12 protein-coding genes are annotated in these 15,911 nt (G+C 69.2%); 6 read left to right on the top strand and 6 right to left on the bottom strand.

Going from position 1 to position 15,911, the window contains the following annotated elements; genetic code table 11:
- The first annotated feature begins 78 nt into the window (after positions 1-78).
- The 5 genes from QIY60_RS07805 to QIY60_RS07785 all read left to right on the top strand — a co-directional run bounded on the left by QIY60_RS07805 (position 79) and on the right by QIY60_RS07785 (position 5,722).
- Complete coding sequence (locus QIY60_RS07805; protein ID WP_283141742.1) at positions 79-1,707, top strand: ABC transporter substrate-binding protein; 1,629 nt, start codon at positions 79-81, stop codon at positions 1,705-1,707.
- Positions 1,708-1,777: 70 nt separating this feature from the next.
- The gene (locus tag QIY60_RS07800; RefSeq protein ID WP_283141741.1) at positions 1,778-2,701 is read left to right on the top strand and encodes an ABC transporter permease; all 924 of its coding nucleotides are present in this window, start codon (positions 1,778-1,780) and stop codon (positions 2,699-2,701) included.
- Positions 2,694-3,713, top strand: coding sequence for an ABC transporter permease (locus QIY60_RS07795; protein ID WP_283141740.1), 1,020 nt, complete (start codon positions 2,694-2,696; stop codon positions 3,711-3,713). The genes QIY60_RS07800 and QIY60_RS07795 overlap by 8 nt, the downstream gene beginning before the upstream one ends.
- A gap of 13 nt (positions 3,714-3,726) precedes the next feature.
- A complete protein-coding gene (locus QIY60_RS07790; RefSeq protein WP_283141739.1) occupies positions 3,727-4,701 on the top strand; it encodes an ABC transporter ATP-binding protein in 975 nt (324 codons plus the stop codon).
- Entirely contained in the window at positions 4,694-5,722 is a 1,029-nt protein-coding gene (locus tag QIY60_RS07785; protein WP_283141738.1) for a dipeptide ABC transporter ATP-binding protein, read from the top strand. The genes QIY60_RS07790 and QIY60_RS07785 overlap by 8 nt, the downstream gene beginning before the upstream one ends.
- Before the next feature lie 292 nt (positions 5,723-6,014).
- On the opposite strand, the gene QIY60_RS07780 is transcribed toward QIY60_RS07785, so the two are convergent.
- The 5 genes from QIY60_RS07780 to QIY60_RS07760 all read right to left on the bottom strand — a co-directional run bounded on the left by QIY60_RS07780 (position 6,015) and on the right by QIY60_RS07760 (position 12,186).
- A complete protein-coding gene (locus tag QIY60_RS07780) occupies positions 6,015-7,148 on the bottom strand; it encodes a dipeptide ABC transporter ATP-binding protein (RefSeq protein ID WP_283141737.1) in 1,134 nt (377 codons plus the stop codon).
- A gap of 26 nt (positions 7,149-7,174) precedes the next feature.
- Positions 7,175-8,242: an ABC transporter ATP-binding protein gene (locus QIY60_RS07775; protein WP_283141736.1), complete on the bottom strand. Its 1,068-nt coding sequence runs from the start codon at positions 8,240-8,242 to the stop codon at positions 7,175-7,177.
- Between the two features lie 62 nt (positions 8,243-8,304).
- Complete coding sequence (locus tag QIY60_RS07770) at positions 8,305-9,282, bottom strand: ABC transporter permease (RefSeq protein WP_283141735.1); 978 nt, start codon at positions 9,280-9,282, stop codon at positions 8,305-8,307.
- Between the two features lie 64 nt (positions 9,283-9,346).
- Positions 9,347-11,086, bottom strand: a complete 1,740-nt coding sequence (locus QIY60_RS07765; protein WP_349253985.1) for an ABC transporter substrate-binding protein — start codon at positions 11,084-11,086, stop codon at positions 9,347-9,349.
- Positions 11,087-11,157: 71 nt separating this feature from the next.
- Positions 11,158-12,186, bottom strand: a complete 1,029-nt coding sequence (locus QIY60_RS07760) for an ABC transporter permease (RefSeq protein WP_283141733.1) — start codon at positions 12,184-12,186, stop codon at positions 11,158-11,160.
- A gap of 445 nt (positions 12,187-12,631) precedes the next feature.
- On the opposite strand from QIY60_RS07760, the gene QIY60_RS07755 reads away from it, so the two are divergent.
- Complete coding sequence (locus QIY60_RS07755) at positions 12,632-13,693, top strand: hypothetical protein (RefSeq protein ID WP_283141732.1); 1,062 nt, start codon at positions 12,632-12,634, stop codon at positions 13,691-13,693.
- Positions 13,694-13,719: 26 nt separating this feature from the next.
- Here the strand turns inward: QIY60_RS07755 and QIY60_RS07750 are convergent, their stop codons facing one another.
- A complete protein-coding gene (locus QIY60_RS07750; RefSeq protein WP_283141731.1) occupies positions 13,720-15,849 on the bottom strand; it encodes a prolyl oligopeptidase family serine peptidase in 2,130 nt (709 codons plus the stop codon).
- Between the last annotated feature and the right edge of the window lie 62 nt (positions 15,850-15,911).

Raw genomic sequence — 15,911 nt, 5'->3', positions numbered from 1 at the left:
GTGCGGTGAAGGTGCGCTCTGTCCCCTCCTGAGGTGATATTTGGGCCTAAGTGAGACTTAGGACTCTAGGAGGACTCCATGCGCGGAGCCACGCATGCCAAGTGGGCCGCATGTGCGGTGGGCGTCGCCCTCGCGGCGACGGCCTGCGGGGGCGGAGACAGCGGCGGTGGCAGCGGTGCCTCCGGCATCGTGAGCTCGTCCTGGGGCGATCCGCAGAACCCGCTGGAGCCCGCCAACACCAACGAGGTGCAGGGCGGCAAGGTCCTCGACATGCTCTTCCGGGGGCTCAAGCGGTACGACCCGAAGACCGGCGCCGCCAAGGACATGCTCGCCGAGAAGATCGAGACCACCGACTCCACCAGCTTCAACGTCACCGTCAAGGACGGCTGGACCTTCTCCGACGGCGAGAAGGTCACCGCGAAGTCCTTCGTGGACGCCTGGAACTACGGCGCCAACCTCAAGAACAACCAGAAGAACGCGTACTTCTTCGGGTACATCGAGGGGTACGACAAGACCCACCCCGACAAGGGCGACCCGACCGCGGAGACGCTCTCCGGGCTGAAGGTCACCGGCGAGCGCACCTTCTCCGTCAAGCTCAACCAGAAGTTCTCCACCTGGCCCGACACCCTCGGCTACGCCGCCTTCGCCCCGCTGCCCCGGGCGTTCTTCGACAGCCACTCCGCCTGGCTGTCCAAGCCGATCGGCAACGGCCCGTACACGGTGAACTCGTACACCAAGGGCTCCAAGCTGGAGATGCGCAAGTGGGACGGGTACACGGGCCCGGACAAGGCGCAGAACGGCGGGGTGGACCTGAAGGTCTACACCGACAACAACACCGCCTACACCGATCTGACCGCCGGCAACCTCGACCTCGTCGACGACGTGCCCGCCTCCCAGCTCAAGAACGTCAAGGCCGACCTCGGCGACCGGTACATCAACACCCCGGCCGGCATCATCCAGACGCTCGCGTTCCCGTACTACGACGAGGCCTGGAACACCCCGGGCGCGGTGAAGGTCCGCAAGGGCCTGTCGATGGCGATCAACCGCGCGCAGATCACCGACACGATCTTCCAGAAGACCCGCACCCCGGCCACCGACTGGACCTCGCCGGTGCTCGGCGCGGACGGCGGCTACAAGGACGGGCTCTGCGGCGACGCCTGCAAGTACGACCCGGCCGGGGCGAAGAAGCTGATCCAGGAGGGCGGCGGGATCCCCGGCGGCCAGGTGAAGATCTCGTACAACGCGGACACCGGCTCGCACAAGGAGTGGGTCGACGCCGTCTGCAACAGCGTCAACAACGCGCTGGGCAACGACAGGGCGTGCGTGGGCAACCCGGTCGGCACCTTCGCCGACTTCCGCAACCAGATCACCCAGAACAAGATGTCCGGCCCGTTCCGGGCGGGGTGGCAGATGGACTACCCGCTGATCCAGAACTTCCTGCAGCCGCTGTACTACACCAACGCCTCGTCCAACGACGGCAAGTGGACCAACCCCGAGTTCGACAAGCTGGTCAACGAGGCCAACGCCGAGACGGACAAGGCCAAGGCGGTCGACCTCTTCCAGAAGGCCGAAGGGGTGCTGCGGGACCAGATGGGCGCCATCCCGCTCTGGTACCAGAACGGCAGCGCCGGCTACTCGACCCGGGTCTCCAACGTCGCGCTGAACCCGTTCAGCGTCCCCGTCTACAACGAGATCAAGGTCAGCTGACGCCGGCGGAGGTGCGGCCCGGCGCGCCCCGCGCCGGGCCGGACCCCTTCCCAGACTCTCGGAGCGGTTCATGGGACGTTATGTGATCCGGCGCCTGCTGCAGATGATCCCGGTCTTCTTCGGTGCCACGCTGCTGATCTTCCTGATGGTCAACGTGATGGGCGACCCCATCGCGGGCCTCTGCGGCGACAAGGCGTGCGACCCGGGGACCGCCGCGCGCCTCAAGCAGGAGTTCGGCCTCGACAAGCCGGTCTGGCAGCAGTACGCGACGTACATGGGGAACGTGTTCACCGGTGACTTCGGGACCGCGTTCAACGGCCAGAAGGTCACCGAGCTGATGTCGACCGCCTTCCCCGTCACCATCCGGCTCACGATCATCGCGATCCTCTTCGAGATCGTCATCGGCATCACCCTCGGCGTGGTCACCGGTCTGCGGCGCGGCCGCCCGATCGACACCGCGGTGCTGATCCTCACCCTCGTCGTCATCGCGATCCCGACCTTCGTCACCGGTCTGGTGCTCCAGCTGGTGCTCGGCGTCGAGTGGCAGTGGATCAAGCCCTCGGTGCCCCCGGACGCGCCCTTCGACAAGCTCCTGATCCCCGGCCTGGTCCTCGCCTCGGTCTCGCTGGCGTACGTCACCCGGCTCACCCGGACCTCGATCGCGGAGAACTCCCGTGCCGACTACGTCCGCACCGCCGTCGCCAAGGGCCTCCCCAGACGCCGGGTGATCACCCGCCATCTGCTGCGCAACTCGCTGATCCCGGTGGTCACCTTCATCGGTACGGACGTGGGCGCCCTGATGGGCGGGGCGATCGTGACCGAGCGGATCTTCAACATCCACGGCGTCGGCTTCCAGCTCTACCAGGGCATCCTGCGCCAGAGCACCCAGACCGTCGTCGGCTTCGTGACCGTTCTGGTGCTGGTGTTCCTGGTGGCGAATCTCGTCGTCGACCTCCTGTACGCCGTACTCGACCCGAGGATCCGCTATGCCTGAGCCCGACTTCGACGAAGGTGCCGCGATCTCCGCGACCGGCGCGGGCGGCGTCGGCCAGGGAGCCATCGCCCCCACCGGCACCGGTGCCGCGATGGACCTCGCCATAAGCGAGGGCGCGACCCTGGGGAAGACTCCGGGCGGCCCGGAAGGCACCGGCCCGGCGGGCAAGCCCCGCAGCCTGTGGGGCGACGCCTGGCGGGACCTGCGGCGCAACCCCGTCTTCATCATCTCCGGCCTGATCATCCTCTTCCTGGTCGTCATCTCGCTGTGGCCGTCCCTGATCGCCTCCGGCAACCCGCTCAAGTGCGACCTCTCCAAGGCCCAGCTCGGCTCCCGGCCCGGCCACCCCTTCGGGTACGACGGCCAGGGCTGCGACGTCTACACCCGGACCGTCTACGGGGCGAGGACCTCGGTCACCGTCGGCGTCTGCACCACCCTCGGGGTCGCGCTCTTCGGCTCGGTCCTCGGCGGGCTCGCCGGGTTCTTCGGCGGCGGCTGGGACGCGCTGCTCTCCCGGATCACCGACATCTTCTTCGGCATCCCGGTGGTGCTCGGCGGTCTGGTGTTCCTGTCCGTGGTCACCTCGACCACGGTCTGGCCGGTGATCGGCTTCATGGTCCTGCTGGGCTGGCCGCAGATCGCCCGGATCGCGCGCGGCTCGGTGATCACCGCCAAACAGAACGACTATGTCCAGGCGGCCCGCGCGCTCGGCGCCACCAACTCCCGGATGCTGCTGCGCCACATCGCGCCCAACGCGGTGGCCCCGGTGATCGTCGTGGCGACCATCGCGCTCGGTACGTACATCTCCCTCGAAGCCACGCTCTCCTACCTCGGCGTCGGGCTGAAGCCGCCGTCCGTCTCCTGGGGCATCGACATCTCGGCCGCCTCCCAGTACATCCGCAACGCGCCGCACATGCTGCTGTGGCCGGCCGGGGCGCTGGCGGTCACGGTGCTCGCGTTCATCATGCTCGGCGACGCGGTGCGCGACGCCCTCGACCCCAAGCTGCGCTGAGGAGTTGGACACCATGCTGCTCGAAGTGCGCGACCTCCAGGTCGAGTTCAAGACCAGGGACGGGATCGCCAAGGCCGTCAACGGGGTCACCTACTCGGTGGCGGCCGGGGAGACGCTGGCGGTGCTCGGCGAGTCCGGCTCCGGCAAGTCGGTGACCGCGCAGGCCGTGATGGGCATCCTCGACATGCCGCCCGGCCGGATCACCGGCGGCGAGATCGTCTTCCAGGGCCAGGACCTGCTGAAGCTCAAGGAGGACGAGCGGCGCAAGATCCGCGGGTCCGGAATGGCGATGATCTTCCAGGACGCGCTGTCCTCCCTCAACCCGGTGCTGAGCGTGGGCGCGCAGCTCGGTGAGATGTTCTCCGTGCACCGGGGGATGTCCCGGGCGGACGCCAAGGCCAAGGCCGTCGAGCTGATGGACCGGGTGCGGATCCCGGCCGCCAAGGAGCGGGTCGGGCAGTATCCGCACCAGTTCTCCGGCGGTATGCGCCAGCGCATCATGATCGCCATGGCGATGGCCCTGGAGCCCGCGCTGATCATCGCGGACGAGCCGACCACCGCGCTCGACGTGACCGTCCAGGCCCAGGTGATGGACCTGCTCGCGGAGCTCCAGCGCGAGATGAACATGGGGCTGATCCTGATCACCCACGACCTGGGGGTGGTCGCGGACGTCGCGGACCGGATCGCGGTGATGTACGCGGGCCGGATCGTCGAGGAGGCCCCGGTCCACGAGATCTACAAGGCCCCCGCGCACCCGTACACGCGCGGCCTGCTCGACTCGATCCCGCGGCTGGACCAGAAGGGCCAGGAGCTGTACGCGATCAAGGGCCTGCCGCCCAATCTGATGCACATCCCGTCGGGCTGCGCCTTCCACCCGCGCTGCCCGATGGCGCAGGACGTGTGCCGGACCGACGTCCCGCCGCTGGGACACGTCTCCGAGGGCCGCAGGAGCGCGTGCCACTTCTGGAAGGAGTGCCTGAATGGCTGAGGCGATTCTGGAAGTGCGCGACCTGGTCAAGCACTACCCGCTGACCCAGGGCATCCTCTTCAAGAAGCAGGTCGGCGCGGTGAAGGCGGTCGACGGGGTCTCCTTCGACCTGGTGGCCGGCGAGACCCTGGGCATCGTCGGGGAGTCCGGCTGCGGCAAGTCGACGGTCGCCAAGATGCTGGTGAATCTGGAGCGCCCGACGGCGGGTCAGATCAAATACAAAGGCACGGACATCACCAAGATGTCCGGCAAGGCGCTTCGATCCGTCCGCCGCAACATCCAGATGGTGTTCCAGGACCCGTACACGTCCTTGAACCCGCGGATGACGGTCGGGGACATCATCGGCGAGCCGTACGAGATCCACCCCGAGGTGGCTCCCAAGGGCGACCGGCGCCGCAAGGTGCAGGACCTGCTGGACGTGGTGGGGCTCAACCCGGAGTACATCAACCGCTATCCGCACCAGTTCTCCGGCGGCCAGCGCCAGCGCATCGGCATCGCGCGCGGCCTCGCGCTCCAGCCCGAGATCATCGTGGCGGACGAGCCGGTCTCCGCGCTCGACGTCTCGGTCCAGGCGCAGGTGGTGAACCTGCTGGAACGCCTGCAGAACGAGTTCTCCCTGTCGTACGTCTTCATCGCGCACGACCTGTCGATCGTGCGGCACATCTCGGACCGGGTGGGGGTGATGTACCTGGGCCGGATCGTGGAGATCGGGCGGGACGCGGAGATCTACGACCATCCGACGCACCCGTACACGCAGGCGCTGCTCTCGGCGGTGCCGGTGCCGGATCCGTCGGCACGGGAGCACCGGGAGCGGATCATTCTCTCCGGGGATGTCCCGTCCCCGGCGAACATCCCCTCGGGGTGCCGGTTCCGCACGCGGTGCTGGAAGGCGCAGGAGCGCTGCACGCTGGAGGTGCCGGAGCTGGCGGTCCCGGCGGTCTTCCAACTCCTGGAGGGCCCGGCCCACCACCCGTCGGCTTGCCACTTCGCGGAGGAGAAGCGGGTGGTGCCGTCGGAGTGACCCGGTGTTCGTCTGCGGGCCGGTGGTGGGTTGCTCGCGCAGTTCCCCGCGCCCCTTCATGGCCCGGTCTTTGTCTGCGGGCCGTCTGTGGCTGGTCGCGCAGTTCCCCGCGCCCCTAGGGGGTACGGCCGAAGGCGATGGCGAAGCCGAGCATTTAAGGGGCGCGGGGAACTGCGCGACCAGCCCCCACCCACCCGCAGATAAAGGTCGGCACGCCGAAGCCCGCGTCCGTGGTGTAACGGGGTGTACGGACGCGGGCCCCGGCTCCGAGCGGAGGCAGCACGAACTCGGGTCAATGGGCTGTGTCCGTCGCCTCCTCGATCGCGGCGAGCGCGGGATCGAGCACGACATCCTCGTCCCGCGCCGCGACCGTCGGTTCCTCGGGGAAGTGGCACGCGGTCAGATGCCCCTCCCGGTTTCCCTCAAGACGTACCAACGGCGGTGTCTCCGAGGCGCAGCGCTCGGCCGCCTTCCAGCACCGCGTACGGAACCGGCACCCCGACGGCGGGTCGATCGGGGACGGCACGTCACCGGCGAGCCGGATCCGCTCGCGCCCCTCGCCCTCGTCGTCCACCACCGCCTCCGGCACCGCCGACAGCAGCGCGTGCGTGTACGGGTGGCGGGGCCGGTCGTAGATGGAGGCCCGGTCGCCGATCTCGACGATGCGGCCCAGGTACATCACCGCGACCCGCTGCGAGAAGTGCCGCACGATCGCCAGGTCGTGGGCGACGAACAGGAACGCGATCCCCATCTCCCGCTGGAGGTTCTGGAGCAGGTTGACCACCTGCGCCTGGATCGACACGTCGAGCGCGGAGACCGGCTCGTCCGCCACGATCAGCCGCGGCTTGAGCCCCAACGCCCGCGCCACACCGATGCGTTGGCGCTGCCCGCCGGAGAACTCGTGCGGGAAGCGGTTGTAGTGCTCGGGGTTGAGGCCGACGATCTCAAGCAGCTCCCGCACCCGCTTCTCGCGCCCGCCCGGCGGATTGACGCCGTTGACGACCATCGGGTTGGAGATGATGTCGCCGACCGTCTGGCGCGGGTTGAGCGAGGCGAACGGGTCCTGGAAGATCATCTGGATCTCGGACCGGATCGGCGCCAGCTCCTTGCGCGAGGCGTGGCTGATGTCCCGGCCGTCGTACGTGATGGTGCCCCGGGTCGGTTCGAGCAGCCGGGTGATCAGCCGACCGGTGGTCGACTTGCCGCACCCCGACTCGCCCACCAGGCCCAGGCTCTCGCCCTGCCCGATGGTGAAGTCGACGCCGTCCACCGCGCGTACGTCGCCGACGTGGCGCTTGAGGACGAGGCCGCTGCTGATCGGGAAGTACTTGACGAGCCCGGCCACTTCGAGCAGCGGGGCGGACGGCTCCGGGCCGTCGTCGTCGCGCGGCCCCGGAACCTTCGTGAGGCTCAGCTGTTCGCTCATGATGTGTTCTCGACTCCTGGTCGGCGTCAGCGCAGCCGCGGCCGGATCTGCTCGGCGAAGATGGTGGACTTCTGATCGGACGTCAGATGGCAGGCGGCCCCGTGCGGCTCGTCCTCCGGGATCACCGGGCGGTCGGTGCGGCACGCGCCGCCCGCGACCTGGTCCGGGAAGGCGCACCGCGGATGGAAGGGGCACCCCGGCGGCGGTGCGAGCAGGCTCGGCGGCGTCCCCGGGATCGGCACCAGCGGCAGGTCGACGGGCGAGTCGAGCCGGGGGATCGAGCCGAGCAGCCCCCAGCTGTAGGGGTGGCGGGGGGTGCGCATGATCTCCCGCACCGTGCCGCGCTCCACACAGCGGCCCGCGTACATCACCATCACGTCGTCCGCGGTCTTCGCCACCACGCCGAGGTCGTGGGTGATGATGATGATCGCGGAGCCGGTCTCCCGCTGGAGGTCCTTGAGCAGGTCGAGGATCTGCGCCTGGACGGTCACGTCGAGCGCGGTCGTCGGCTCGTCCGCGATGATCAGCTCCGGGTCGCAGACCAGCGCCATCGCGATCATCGCGCGCTGGCGCATGCCGCCGGAGAACTGGTGCGGATAGTCGTCGACCCGCAGTGTGGGCTGGGGGATGCCGACCTTGCCGAGCATCTGGATCGCCCGCTCGCGGGCCTCCTTGCGGGAGGCGCCCATGTGCTTCATGTACGGCTCGGCGATCTGGCGGCCCACCGTGTAGTACGGCGAGAGCGCGGCCAGCGAGTCCTGGAAGATCATCGCCATCTTCTTGCCGCGGAGCTGGGAGAGCCGGCGCTCCGAGGCGCCGGTCAGCTCCTGCCCGTCGAGCAGGATCTCGCCCCGGATCGTGGTGTTGCGCGGGTTGTGCAGGCCCAGGACCGCGAGGTTGGTGACGGACTTGCCGGAGCCCGACTCGCCGACGATGCCGAGCGTCGAGCCGCGCGCCAGGTCGAAGGAGAGCCCGTCGACCGCCTTGACGATGCCGTCCTCGGTGGCGAAGTGGACGTACAGGTCACGGACCGAGAGGAAGCCTCGGGACGCCGCGGTGTCCGGCGCGGCCTCGGTCTGGCTGAGGGTGCTCACGGAGGGTTCTCCTCAGAGTTCCGGGATCCCGGGGGTGCGGGATCGGAAGGGACGACGAGCTCTCAGGCGAGCCGGATCCGCGGATCGATGAAGGCGTACGCCATGTCGACGACGATGTTGCAGAGGACGATGATCGTGGCGCCGATGAGCATCACGGCCATCTCCAGGGGCAGGTCGCTGCGGAGCACGGCCTGCACCGAGAGCGAGCCGAGGCCGTGCAGGCCGAAGGTGACCTCGGTGATGATCGCGCCGCCGAGCACCGCGCTGAGGTCGACGCCGAAGATGGTGATGACGGTGGCCATCGCGCCGCGCAGCGCGTACCGCAGGAAGACGTAGCGCGAGCTCATGCCCTTGGCGCGGGCCGCGCGGATATGGTCCTCCGACATCTGCTCGACCATCAACGACCGGGTCTGGCGGCTGTAGTTGGACCAGAAGATCACCGACAGGATCAGACAGGGCAGCAGCAGGCCGGCCGCCGAGCCGGCCGGGTCGCCGGTCCAGTCGGGGTCGTGGCCGCGGTTGAAGACGTGCGTCTTGGTGGAGAGCAGCAGGATGGCGATCGGGCCGATGAAGTAGATCTGCACGGACTGGCCGAGCAGCGAGGCCGCGCTCGCGATCCGGTCGAAGAGCTTGCCCTGCTGCCAGGCGGAGACCATGCCGAGGCCGACGCCGACGGTCAGGAAGATCGCGGCGCCGCCGACGCCCAGCGAGAGCGTCGTGGGATAGCGGTCGGAGATGGTGTTCCACACCAGCTGCTGGTCGGCGAAGGAGTAGCCGAAGCAGGGCGCCGGGCAGTGCCCGACGGGCATGTCGCGCCCGGCGAAGATGCCCACCATGAAGTGCCAGTACTGGACCCAGATCGGATGGTCGAGCCCCAGGTTCTTGCGGATCAGCGCGACGTTCTGCGGGTCGCAGTTCTTGCCGCAGGAGAGCAGCGCGGGGTCGGAGGGCAGGAAGAAGAAGAGGAAGTACGTGATGGCGCTGATCAGCAGCAGGATGACCGCGGCGCCGAGCAGTCGTCGCACAAGGAAGCGGAGCATCGGACTCTTCCGTCTGTATGCGGTCCCCGGCCCGTGAGGCGGGCCGGGGACCGGGCCGCCACGGCTACTGCTTCACGAAGATGGTGCTCGGGTTGATGGTGCCGAACACCTGGTTGTAGGTGACGCCGCCGAGGCCGTCGCCGTGCAGGTTGAAGTACTTGTCGTAGATGAACGGGATCTGCGACGTGTCGGTCTGGAGCACGTACTCGGAGAGCTTGCGCCACTCGTCGTTCTGCTTGGTGATGTCGGTGAGCGCCATGATCCGGTCGATCTCGGAGTTCACCTTGGGGTCGTTGAGGAACGAGTAGTTGTTGGTGCCGTCCTGGAGGTTGCGGCCGTCCAGGGTCGGCGGCACCACGGTCGAGGCGCTGGGCCAGTCGGCGCCCCAGCCGGTGCGGTAGATGTCGTACGGCGTGTTCACCTTGCCGACCACCGTGTAGTACGAGGTCGGGTCGATGGCCTTGCGCTCCACCTGGAAGCCGGCCTTCTCCAGCGCCTTCTGGATGGTCAGCGAGACGTTCTGCCAGCGCGGGGTGTTGGCGTACGCGTAGGAGAGCTTGACCGGTCCGGTGACCCCGGCCTCCTTCAGGAGCGCCTTGGCCTTCTCGGGGTCGCCCATGGGCTTGGCGAGCTTGCCGAACGGGTCGAACTTCTGCCAGCCGGCCACCGTCGGGCTGATCAGCGTGGTGCCGAGCTCACCCTGCGCGCCACCGCCGAACGCCTGCTGGACCTGCTGCATCGGGAAGGCGTACATGAGCGCCTGGCGGACCTTGGGGTTGGTGATCCGCTTGGTGTTGATGTTGATGACCTCGACGTACGGCTGGTACTCGTTGACGATCCGGGGCTTGTACTGCGAGTCCGTCGTCAGCGTCTGCATCTTCGACGGGTCCGCGGAGCCGGACATGTTCACGGCGTACTTGTCGGGCCCGGACTGGGCGGCCATCCGGTTGGTGAGGCCCGGCTCGGCGATGCCGAGCTGGAACTCCCACTTGTCGGGGTAGGCGTTGCGGATCGGGTCGCTCTTGGGGTCCCAGTTGGTGTTGCGCACGAACGACAGCGACTTGCCCGGCTTGTAGTCCGCGATCTTGTACGGGCCGGAGGCGACCGGGTGGTTGTTGTACTTCTGCTTGTCGTCCTTGGCCTTGGGCACCGGCGAGACGTTCGGCATCGACATCGCGTACGGGGCGTCCGCGTGCGCTTCCTTGAAGTGGAAGACGATGGTCTTGTCGTTCGGCGTCGCCAGGGCCGTGTCCGGCAGCTCCTTGCCGTCGTACGGGCCCTTGTAGGCCTTGCGGTAGTCGACGCCGAGCATCCACTTCTGGACGTACTGCGGGCCCTGCGTCTGGTAGTCCGCGAAGAGCCGCTCGATGCCGTACTTGATGTCCTTGGACGTGATCGGCGAGCCGTCCTCGAACTTCAGGTTGTCCTTGAGCGTGTACGTCCAGGTCTTGGCGCCGTCCGAGGAGGTGCCCGTGTCGGTGGCGAGGTCGCCCACCAGAATCGTTTTGCCGGTCTTGGCGTCGATCTTGTAGCCGGTCAGCGAGCGGTTGTAGAGCAGCTGCAGCGAGAGCATGTCGCTGACGTACTGCTGGCCCGGGTCCAGATAGTCGAAGCCCGCCTGGTCCAGGTCATAGGCCGTGCCCCCCGGCTTGGCGCCCTCGACGGGCACCGCCGGTCCGGTGGAGTCGGCCTTGGAGCCGATGCCGAAGTTCTGCACCGACGCCTTCTTGTCGTCGCCCGCGGGTTTCTTCTCGTCGTCGGCTCCGCCGCTGCTGCACGCAGCAGACAGTGTCAAAGCCCCCACCGCCAGAAACGCGGAGGCGTAGCGCGCCTTGCGAATTCTCATTGATTCCTGCCTGTCAGGATGTGGACGGTTCAGCGGACGGTCTTGGGGTCGAGTGCGTCCCGGACCGAATCCCCGAGCAGGTTGAAGGCGACGACGAAGATCAGCATCGCGATGCCGGGGAAGAACATGAAGGTGACGTCGGACTCGAAGTACGAGGCGCCCGACTGGAAAAGCAGCCCCCAGTCCGGGGTCGGTGGCTGGATACCGACACCCAGAAAGGAAAGTCCCGCCTCCGCGGTGACATTGGCCGGAAGCAGGAGTGTGGCCTGGACGAGGACGGTCGACCAGATGTTCGGCAGGACTTCCTTGCGGATGATCCGCCAGTTCGAGGCGCCGCTGAGTCTGGCCGCCTCGATGAACTCGCGCTCCCGCAGCGAGAGCACCTGGGCCCGCACCAGCCGGCCCACCACCATCCACCCGAGCAGGAACTGCACCAGGATCAGTGCCACGATCCGCACGTACGTGGGCTCCTCGTCCCGGGGCGAGACGAACAGCGCCACGATCACCGGGGTGAAGGCGATGAAGAACAACTGCTGGGGGAACGACAGCATCAGGTCCGAGAACCGGCCGAGGAAGTAGTCGACCTTGCCGTGCATATAGCCCTGGACCAGGCCGATCAGCACCCCGGTGACCACCGAGACGATGGTGACCGCCAGCGAGATGAACAGCGAGGTCCGGATCCCGTAGATCAGCAGCGTGAACACATCGCGGCCCAGGTTCGGCTCGACGCCGAACCAGAAGTCCCCGTCGACGCCGCCGTTGGGCTTCAGCGGAATGCCGTAGCTGTTCAGCAGCCCGCGGTCCTGACCGTAGAGCTGATAAGGATCTTTGCCGTACAGCTTCGCGATCAAGGGTGCCGCGAAGGCGATGAGAATGAAGGCGAGCACCGTGACCGCGCAGGCGATGCCCACCCGGTCGCGTTTGAATCTCGTCCAGGCGAGACTGCCGGGAGAGCGTCCAATGAGTTCGGTCGCCGTCAGTCCCGTGCCCGTTCCGGAATCCCCGCCGGGCGGAAGGGGATCAGTTGGTTCTGTGGCGGCCTGGGTTGAACTCGTCATCGCGCATAGCCCCCGCACCGAGAGAGTCGAACGGCGCCCGAAGGCGTCATTGATTGACCGGAACATTCATGGGCCCGGCCTTGTGCGTCAAGAGGTTTGAGCATGCTTGTGTGTGATCACGGGAGAACTTGGCACAAGATTTCGCACATCGAGGCGACTGCGTGCTTGACAGGGCGGCGGAGCGGGCGACATGACTCCATAAATGCCCATCAATTTCGTTAACAAGCAGGCAACTTGACTGACGCAACACCGATATACGAACGCGTCACGCTGAACACCGTACGGCCGTGCGGGTGCCGTAGGCCGGCCGGGGCGGTCAAGTCGTCCCGGTCGGCCGCCCACGCCACGCCCGGGTCACGCACCCCTCTTGTCCATCCGAGCACCGCGGGTGGAAGATTCGCCCGAGCAGGCGCTCGCCACGCCAACCGGGGGGACGGCAAGGGGCATGACGCAGCCACAGACACTCACGGCCGGAGCCCGGCTGACCGGCGCCGTCCTGTGCGCCTTCCTCGCGCTGCTCGCGGCCGCCTGGGTCGCCCGTGACATCCACGCCGCCCGCAGCCTGGGCGACCTCTGGTGGTTCTGGACCGGCGCGCCCAAGCGCGGCGGCCGCGCCCCGCTGACCACCGGCATCCTCGACCCCGTCCTGCTCGTGGTCTACGCGGTGGCGGCCGCGGTCGTGCCCCGCTCACCGTCCGCCGCGGCCGTGCTGTGCTGCGTCGGCGCGGTCACCGCGGCGCTGCGGGTCTCCTCGCTGTGGGTGCTGCACGACGACTGGACGGACTCGACCGCCCTGCACGATCTGCACCGGCGGGCGCTGCTCAGCACCTTCGCGGCGCTCGCGGCCGGGCTCGCCCTGGTGATCACGGCCGCCGCCGGCCGCAGACCCGACGCGGCCCCGGGCCCGAGGCCGCGGACCCGGCCCGGCGCGGGCGCCGGCACCACCGCGTTCCTGCTGCTCGGCGCGGCCGGCCTGGTGGCGGTGGCCTGGGAGATCTACTGGTCCGTGGAACTCTCCGGCGACCTGTACAGGACGCGGTTCACCGGCAAGCACCTGCCGCTGCTGTGGCTGCCCGGCGGCTGGGCGTCCCTCGTCCTCGCGGCGATCGCGCTGACGGCCGCGGGCGGCGGCCTGGCACGCGCCGTCTACGTACGGCCGCTCGGCCTGGTGGCGGCCGCCGTCCTCGCCGCCTCGGGCGCCACCGGTATCAGCCTGGCCGTACGGTTCGAACTGCTCGACCGCTTCGGGGACTTGGAGGCCAGCGCCCAGCTGCAGGTGGTGACGTGGTTCTTCCAGCTGGCCGCCGGTCTCGCCCTGATCCCGGTGCTCGCCCGGCGCGGCCCCGAGGACCCGGCGGGCGCGCCCGGGACGCCGTGGGCGCCGGCCTACCCGCCGTACACGCCTTACTCGCCGCAGGGCCCGCAGGACAGCCACGGCGGCTTCGGCCCGCCGCCCCGGGGCTTCGGGCCGCCCCCGCCGCCCTCCTCCCCGCCACCCGGCTGGTGAGGTGCGCGAGCGGCGGGGAGCGGGGCTCAGATCCCCAACGAGCGCTTCAGGAAGTCCACTTGGAGCAGCAGAAGGTTCTCCGCCACCTGCTCCTGCGGGGTCATATGGGTCACGCCCGTGAGCGGCAGCACCTCATGGGGGCGTCCGGCGGCGAGCAGGGCCGAGGAGAGCCGCAGGGTGTGTGCGGCCACCACATTGTCGTCCGCGAGACCGTGGATGAGCATCAACGGCCGGTGCTGCTCGGCCGGTTGGGACAGCCCGGAGTCGGTGACCAGCGAGTTCGCCTCGTACACCGAGGGGCTGCCCTGCGGGTCGCCGAGGTAGCGCTCGGTGTAGTGGGTGTCGTAGAGCCGCCAGTCGGTCACCGGCGCGCCCGCGATCCCCGCGTGGAAGACGTCGGGCCGACGCAGCACCGCGAGCGCCGACAGATAGCCGCCGTAGGACCAGCCGCGCATCGCCACCCGGCCCAGATCCAGCGGGAAGGTGCCCGCGAGGCCGTGCAGCGCCTCGATCTGGTCGTCGAGGGTGAGCGTGAAGTCGTCCCGGATCGCCTTCTCCCAGCCGGGGGAGCGGCCGGGGGCGCCGCGCCCGTCCGCCACGATCACCGCGAACCCCTGGTCCGCGAACCACTGCGAGGTGAGATGGGCGTTGTGGGCGGCGTGGACCCGCGGGCCGTGGGGGCCGCCGTAGGGGTCCATCAGCACAGGAAGGGGACCGTCCGATTCCGAGTAGTCGGCGGGGAGCAGTACGGCGCATGGGATCCGCCGTGCGCCCCCCTCGGTCAGCCGGACCCGGGCCGTGAGCACGGGAGTCTCCGCGTACGAGTCGACCACCGCGACCGTCTTGCCGTCCCGCTCCACCCGGACCGTGGTGCCCGGGCTGTCCGGACGGGCCGAAGTGAGAACCGTCACCGGTCCGCCCCGGACCGCCGAGTGCACCCCGACACCCTCCGAAACCCGCTCGATACCCAGCTCATTGACCCGGTACACATGGATCTCCCCGGTTTCGGGAGCACGGGCCGCCTCGCCGGCCGACGCCGAGACCAGGATGTCGTCGTCCCCGATGTCGAGCACGGCCCGGATCTGCAGCTGCCCTCCGGTCAGCGGACGGTCGCCCGCCGCGAGCACGCGCGCCCCGCCCTCGTCCGCGATCCGCACCAGCCGGCCGTCCGGCGCCCAGGCCGGGACACCGGGGAAAAGATCGAGCCACACCGCGTCCTCGTCCGCGTGGACCGTCCGGGTCGTCCCCGAGGCGGGTTCGACGGCCAGGTGCAGCTGCACCCGCTGGTCCCGGGCCTGCACCAGGAGCAGCGGCGCACCCGCCGCCGACCAGTGCACCCGCGCCAGGTACGGGTAGCGCACCCGGTCCCAGACGACCTCGGTCCGGGAGCCGTCGAGCCCGTACAGGAACAGCCGCACCTCGGCGTTGGGCGTGCCCGCCGCCGGATAGGCGACCCGCTGCGGCTCGCGGTCGGGGTTGGCCGGGTCGGAGATCCACCAGCGCCGCACGGGGCTCTCGTCGGCCCGCGCCACGAGCAGCGCGTCCCCGTCGGGGGACCACCAGTAACCCCGCGGGCGGCCCATCTCCTCGGCCGCGATGAACTCCGCGAGACCGTAGGCGATCTCCGGCGACTCCGGCTCGGCCAGCGCCCGGTCGCCCTCGCCGTCCGCTCCGGTGACCCGCAGGGCGCCCCGCGCCACATAGGCGACCAGACGGCCGTCGGGCGAGGGCCTCGGGTCGATCACCGGGCCCGGCACGGGGAGTTCACGGGTGGTCCCGGCCCGCAGCTCGGCCGTGAACAGCCGGCCCGAGAGCGTGAACGCGGCCAACTCGACGGCCGCGTCGGTCGCATAGCCGACGATGCCCGCCGCGCCCTCGCGGCTGCGCTCGCGCCGCGCCTTCTCCTGCTCCGACAGCTCCTCGGAGGCGCCGCCGAGGAGCGCCCGGGGGTCCGCCGCGAGCCGTTCGCGCGCGCCGTCCTCCAGATCGAGCACCCACAGGCTGTTGGCCGGATCCGTACCCCCGGGCGCCCTCAGAAAGGCCACCCGGCTGCCGTCCGGCGCCACCGTGAAGGCGCGGGGCGCACCGAGCGTGAAGCGCTGGGTCCTGGCGTACTGACGGGGAAACGAGGTCTTTCCGGGGGCAATTGAGGTCATGGGGCGAACCTAGCGGCACCCGCCCGCACCTGCTCGTACGTGGGGGGTGTGCGCCCCTTGTG

Source organism: Streptomyces sp. BPTC-684 (assembly GCF_030028635.1).
In the GTDB taxonomy this organism is placed as follows: Bacteria; Actinomycetota; Actinomycetes; order Streptomycetales; family Streptomycetaceae; genus Streptomyces; species Streptomyces noboritoensis.
The sequence above is the reverse complement of the archived record's forward strand: the minus strand, read 5'-3'. Positions and strand labels throughout refer to the sequence as shown.

Bases quoted from the DNA above. Each gene is read 5' to 3' on its own strand.
- QIY60_RS07805 (WP_283141742.1), top strand. From the start codon at position 79: ATGCGCGGAGCCACGCATGCCAAGTGGGCCGCATGTGCGGTGGGCGTC.
- QIY60_RS07800 (WP_283141741.1), top strand. From the start codon at position 1,778: ATGGGACGTTATGTGATCCGGCGCCTGCTGCAGATGATCCCGGTCTTC.
- QIY60_RS07795 (WP_283141740.1), top strand. From the start codon at position 2,694: ATGCCTGAGCCCGACTTCGACGAAGGTGCCGCGATCTCCGCGACCGGC.
- QIY60_RS07790 (WP_283141739.1), top strand. From the start codon at position 3,727: ATGCTGCTCGAAGTGCGCGACCTCCAGGTCGAGTTCAAGACCAGGGAC.
- QIY60_RS07785 (WP_283141738.1), top strand. From the start codon at position 4,694: ATGGCTGAGGCGATTCTGGAAGTGCGCGACCTGGTCAAGCACTACCCG.
- QIY60_RS07780 (WP_283141737.1), bottom strand. From the start codon at position 7,148: ATGAGCGAACAGCTGAGCCTCACGAAGGTTCCGGGGCCGCGCGACGAC.
- QIY60_RS07770 (WP_283141735.1), bottom strand. From the start codon at position 9,282: ATGCTCCGCTTCCTTGTGCGACGACTGCTCGGCGCCGCGGTCATCCTG.
- QIY60_RS07760 (WP_283141733.1), bottom strand. From the start codon at position 12,186: ATGACGAGTTCAACCCAGGCCGCCACAGAACCAACTGATCCCCTTCCG.
- QIY60_RS07755 (WP_283141732.1), top strand. From the start codon at position 12,632: ATGACGCAGCCACAGACACTCACGGCCGGAGCCCGGCTGACCGGCGCC.
- QIY60_RS07750 (WP_283141731.1), bottom strand. From the start codon at position 15,849: ATGACCTCAATTGCCCCCGGAAAGACCTCGTTTCCCCGTCAGTACGCC.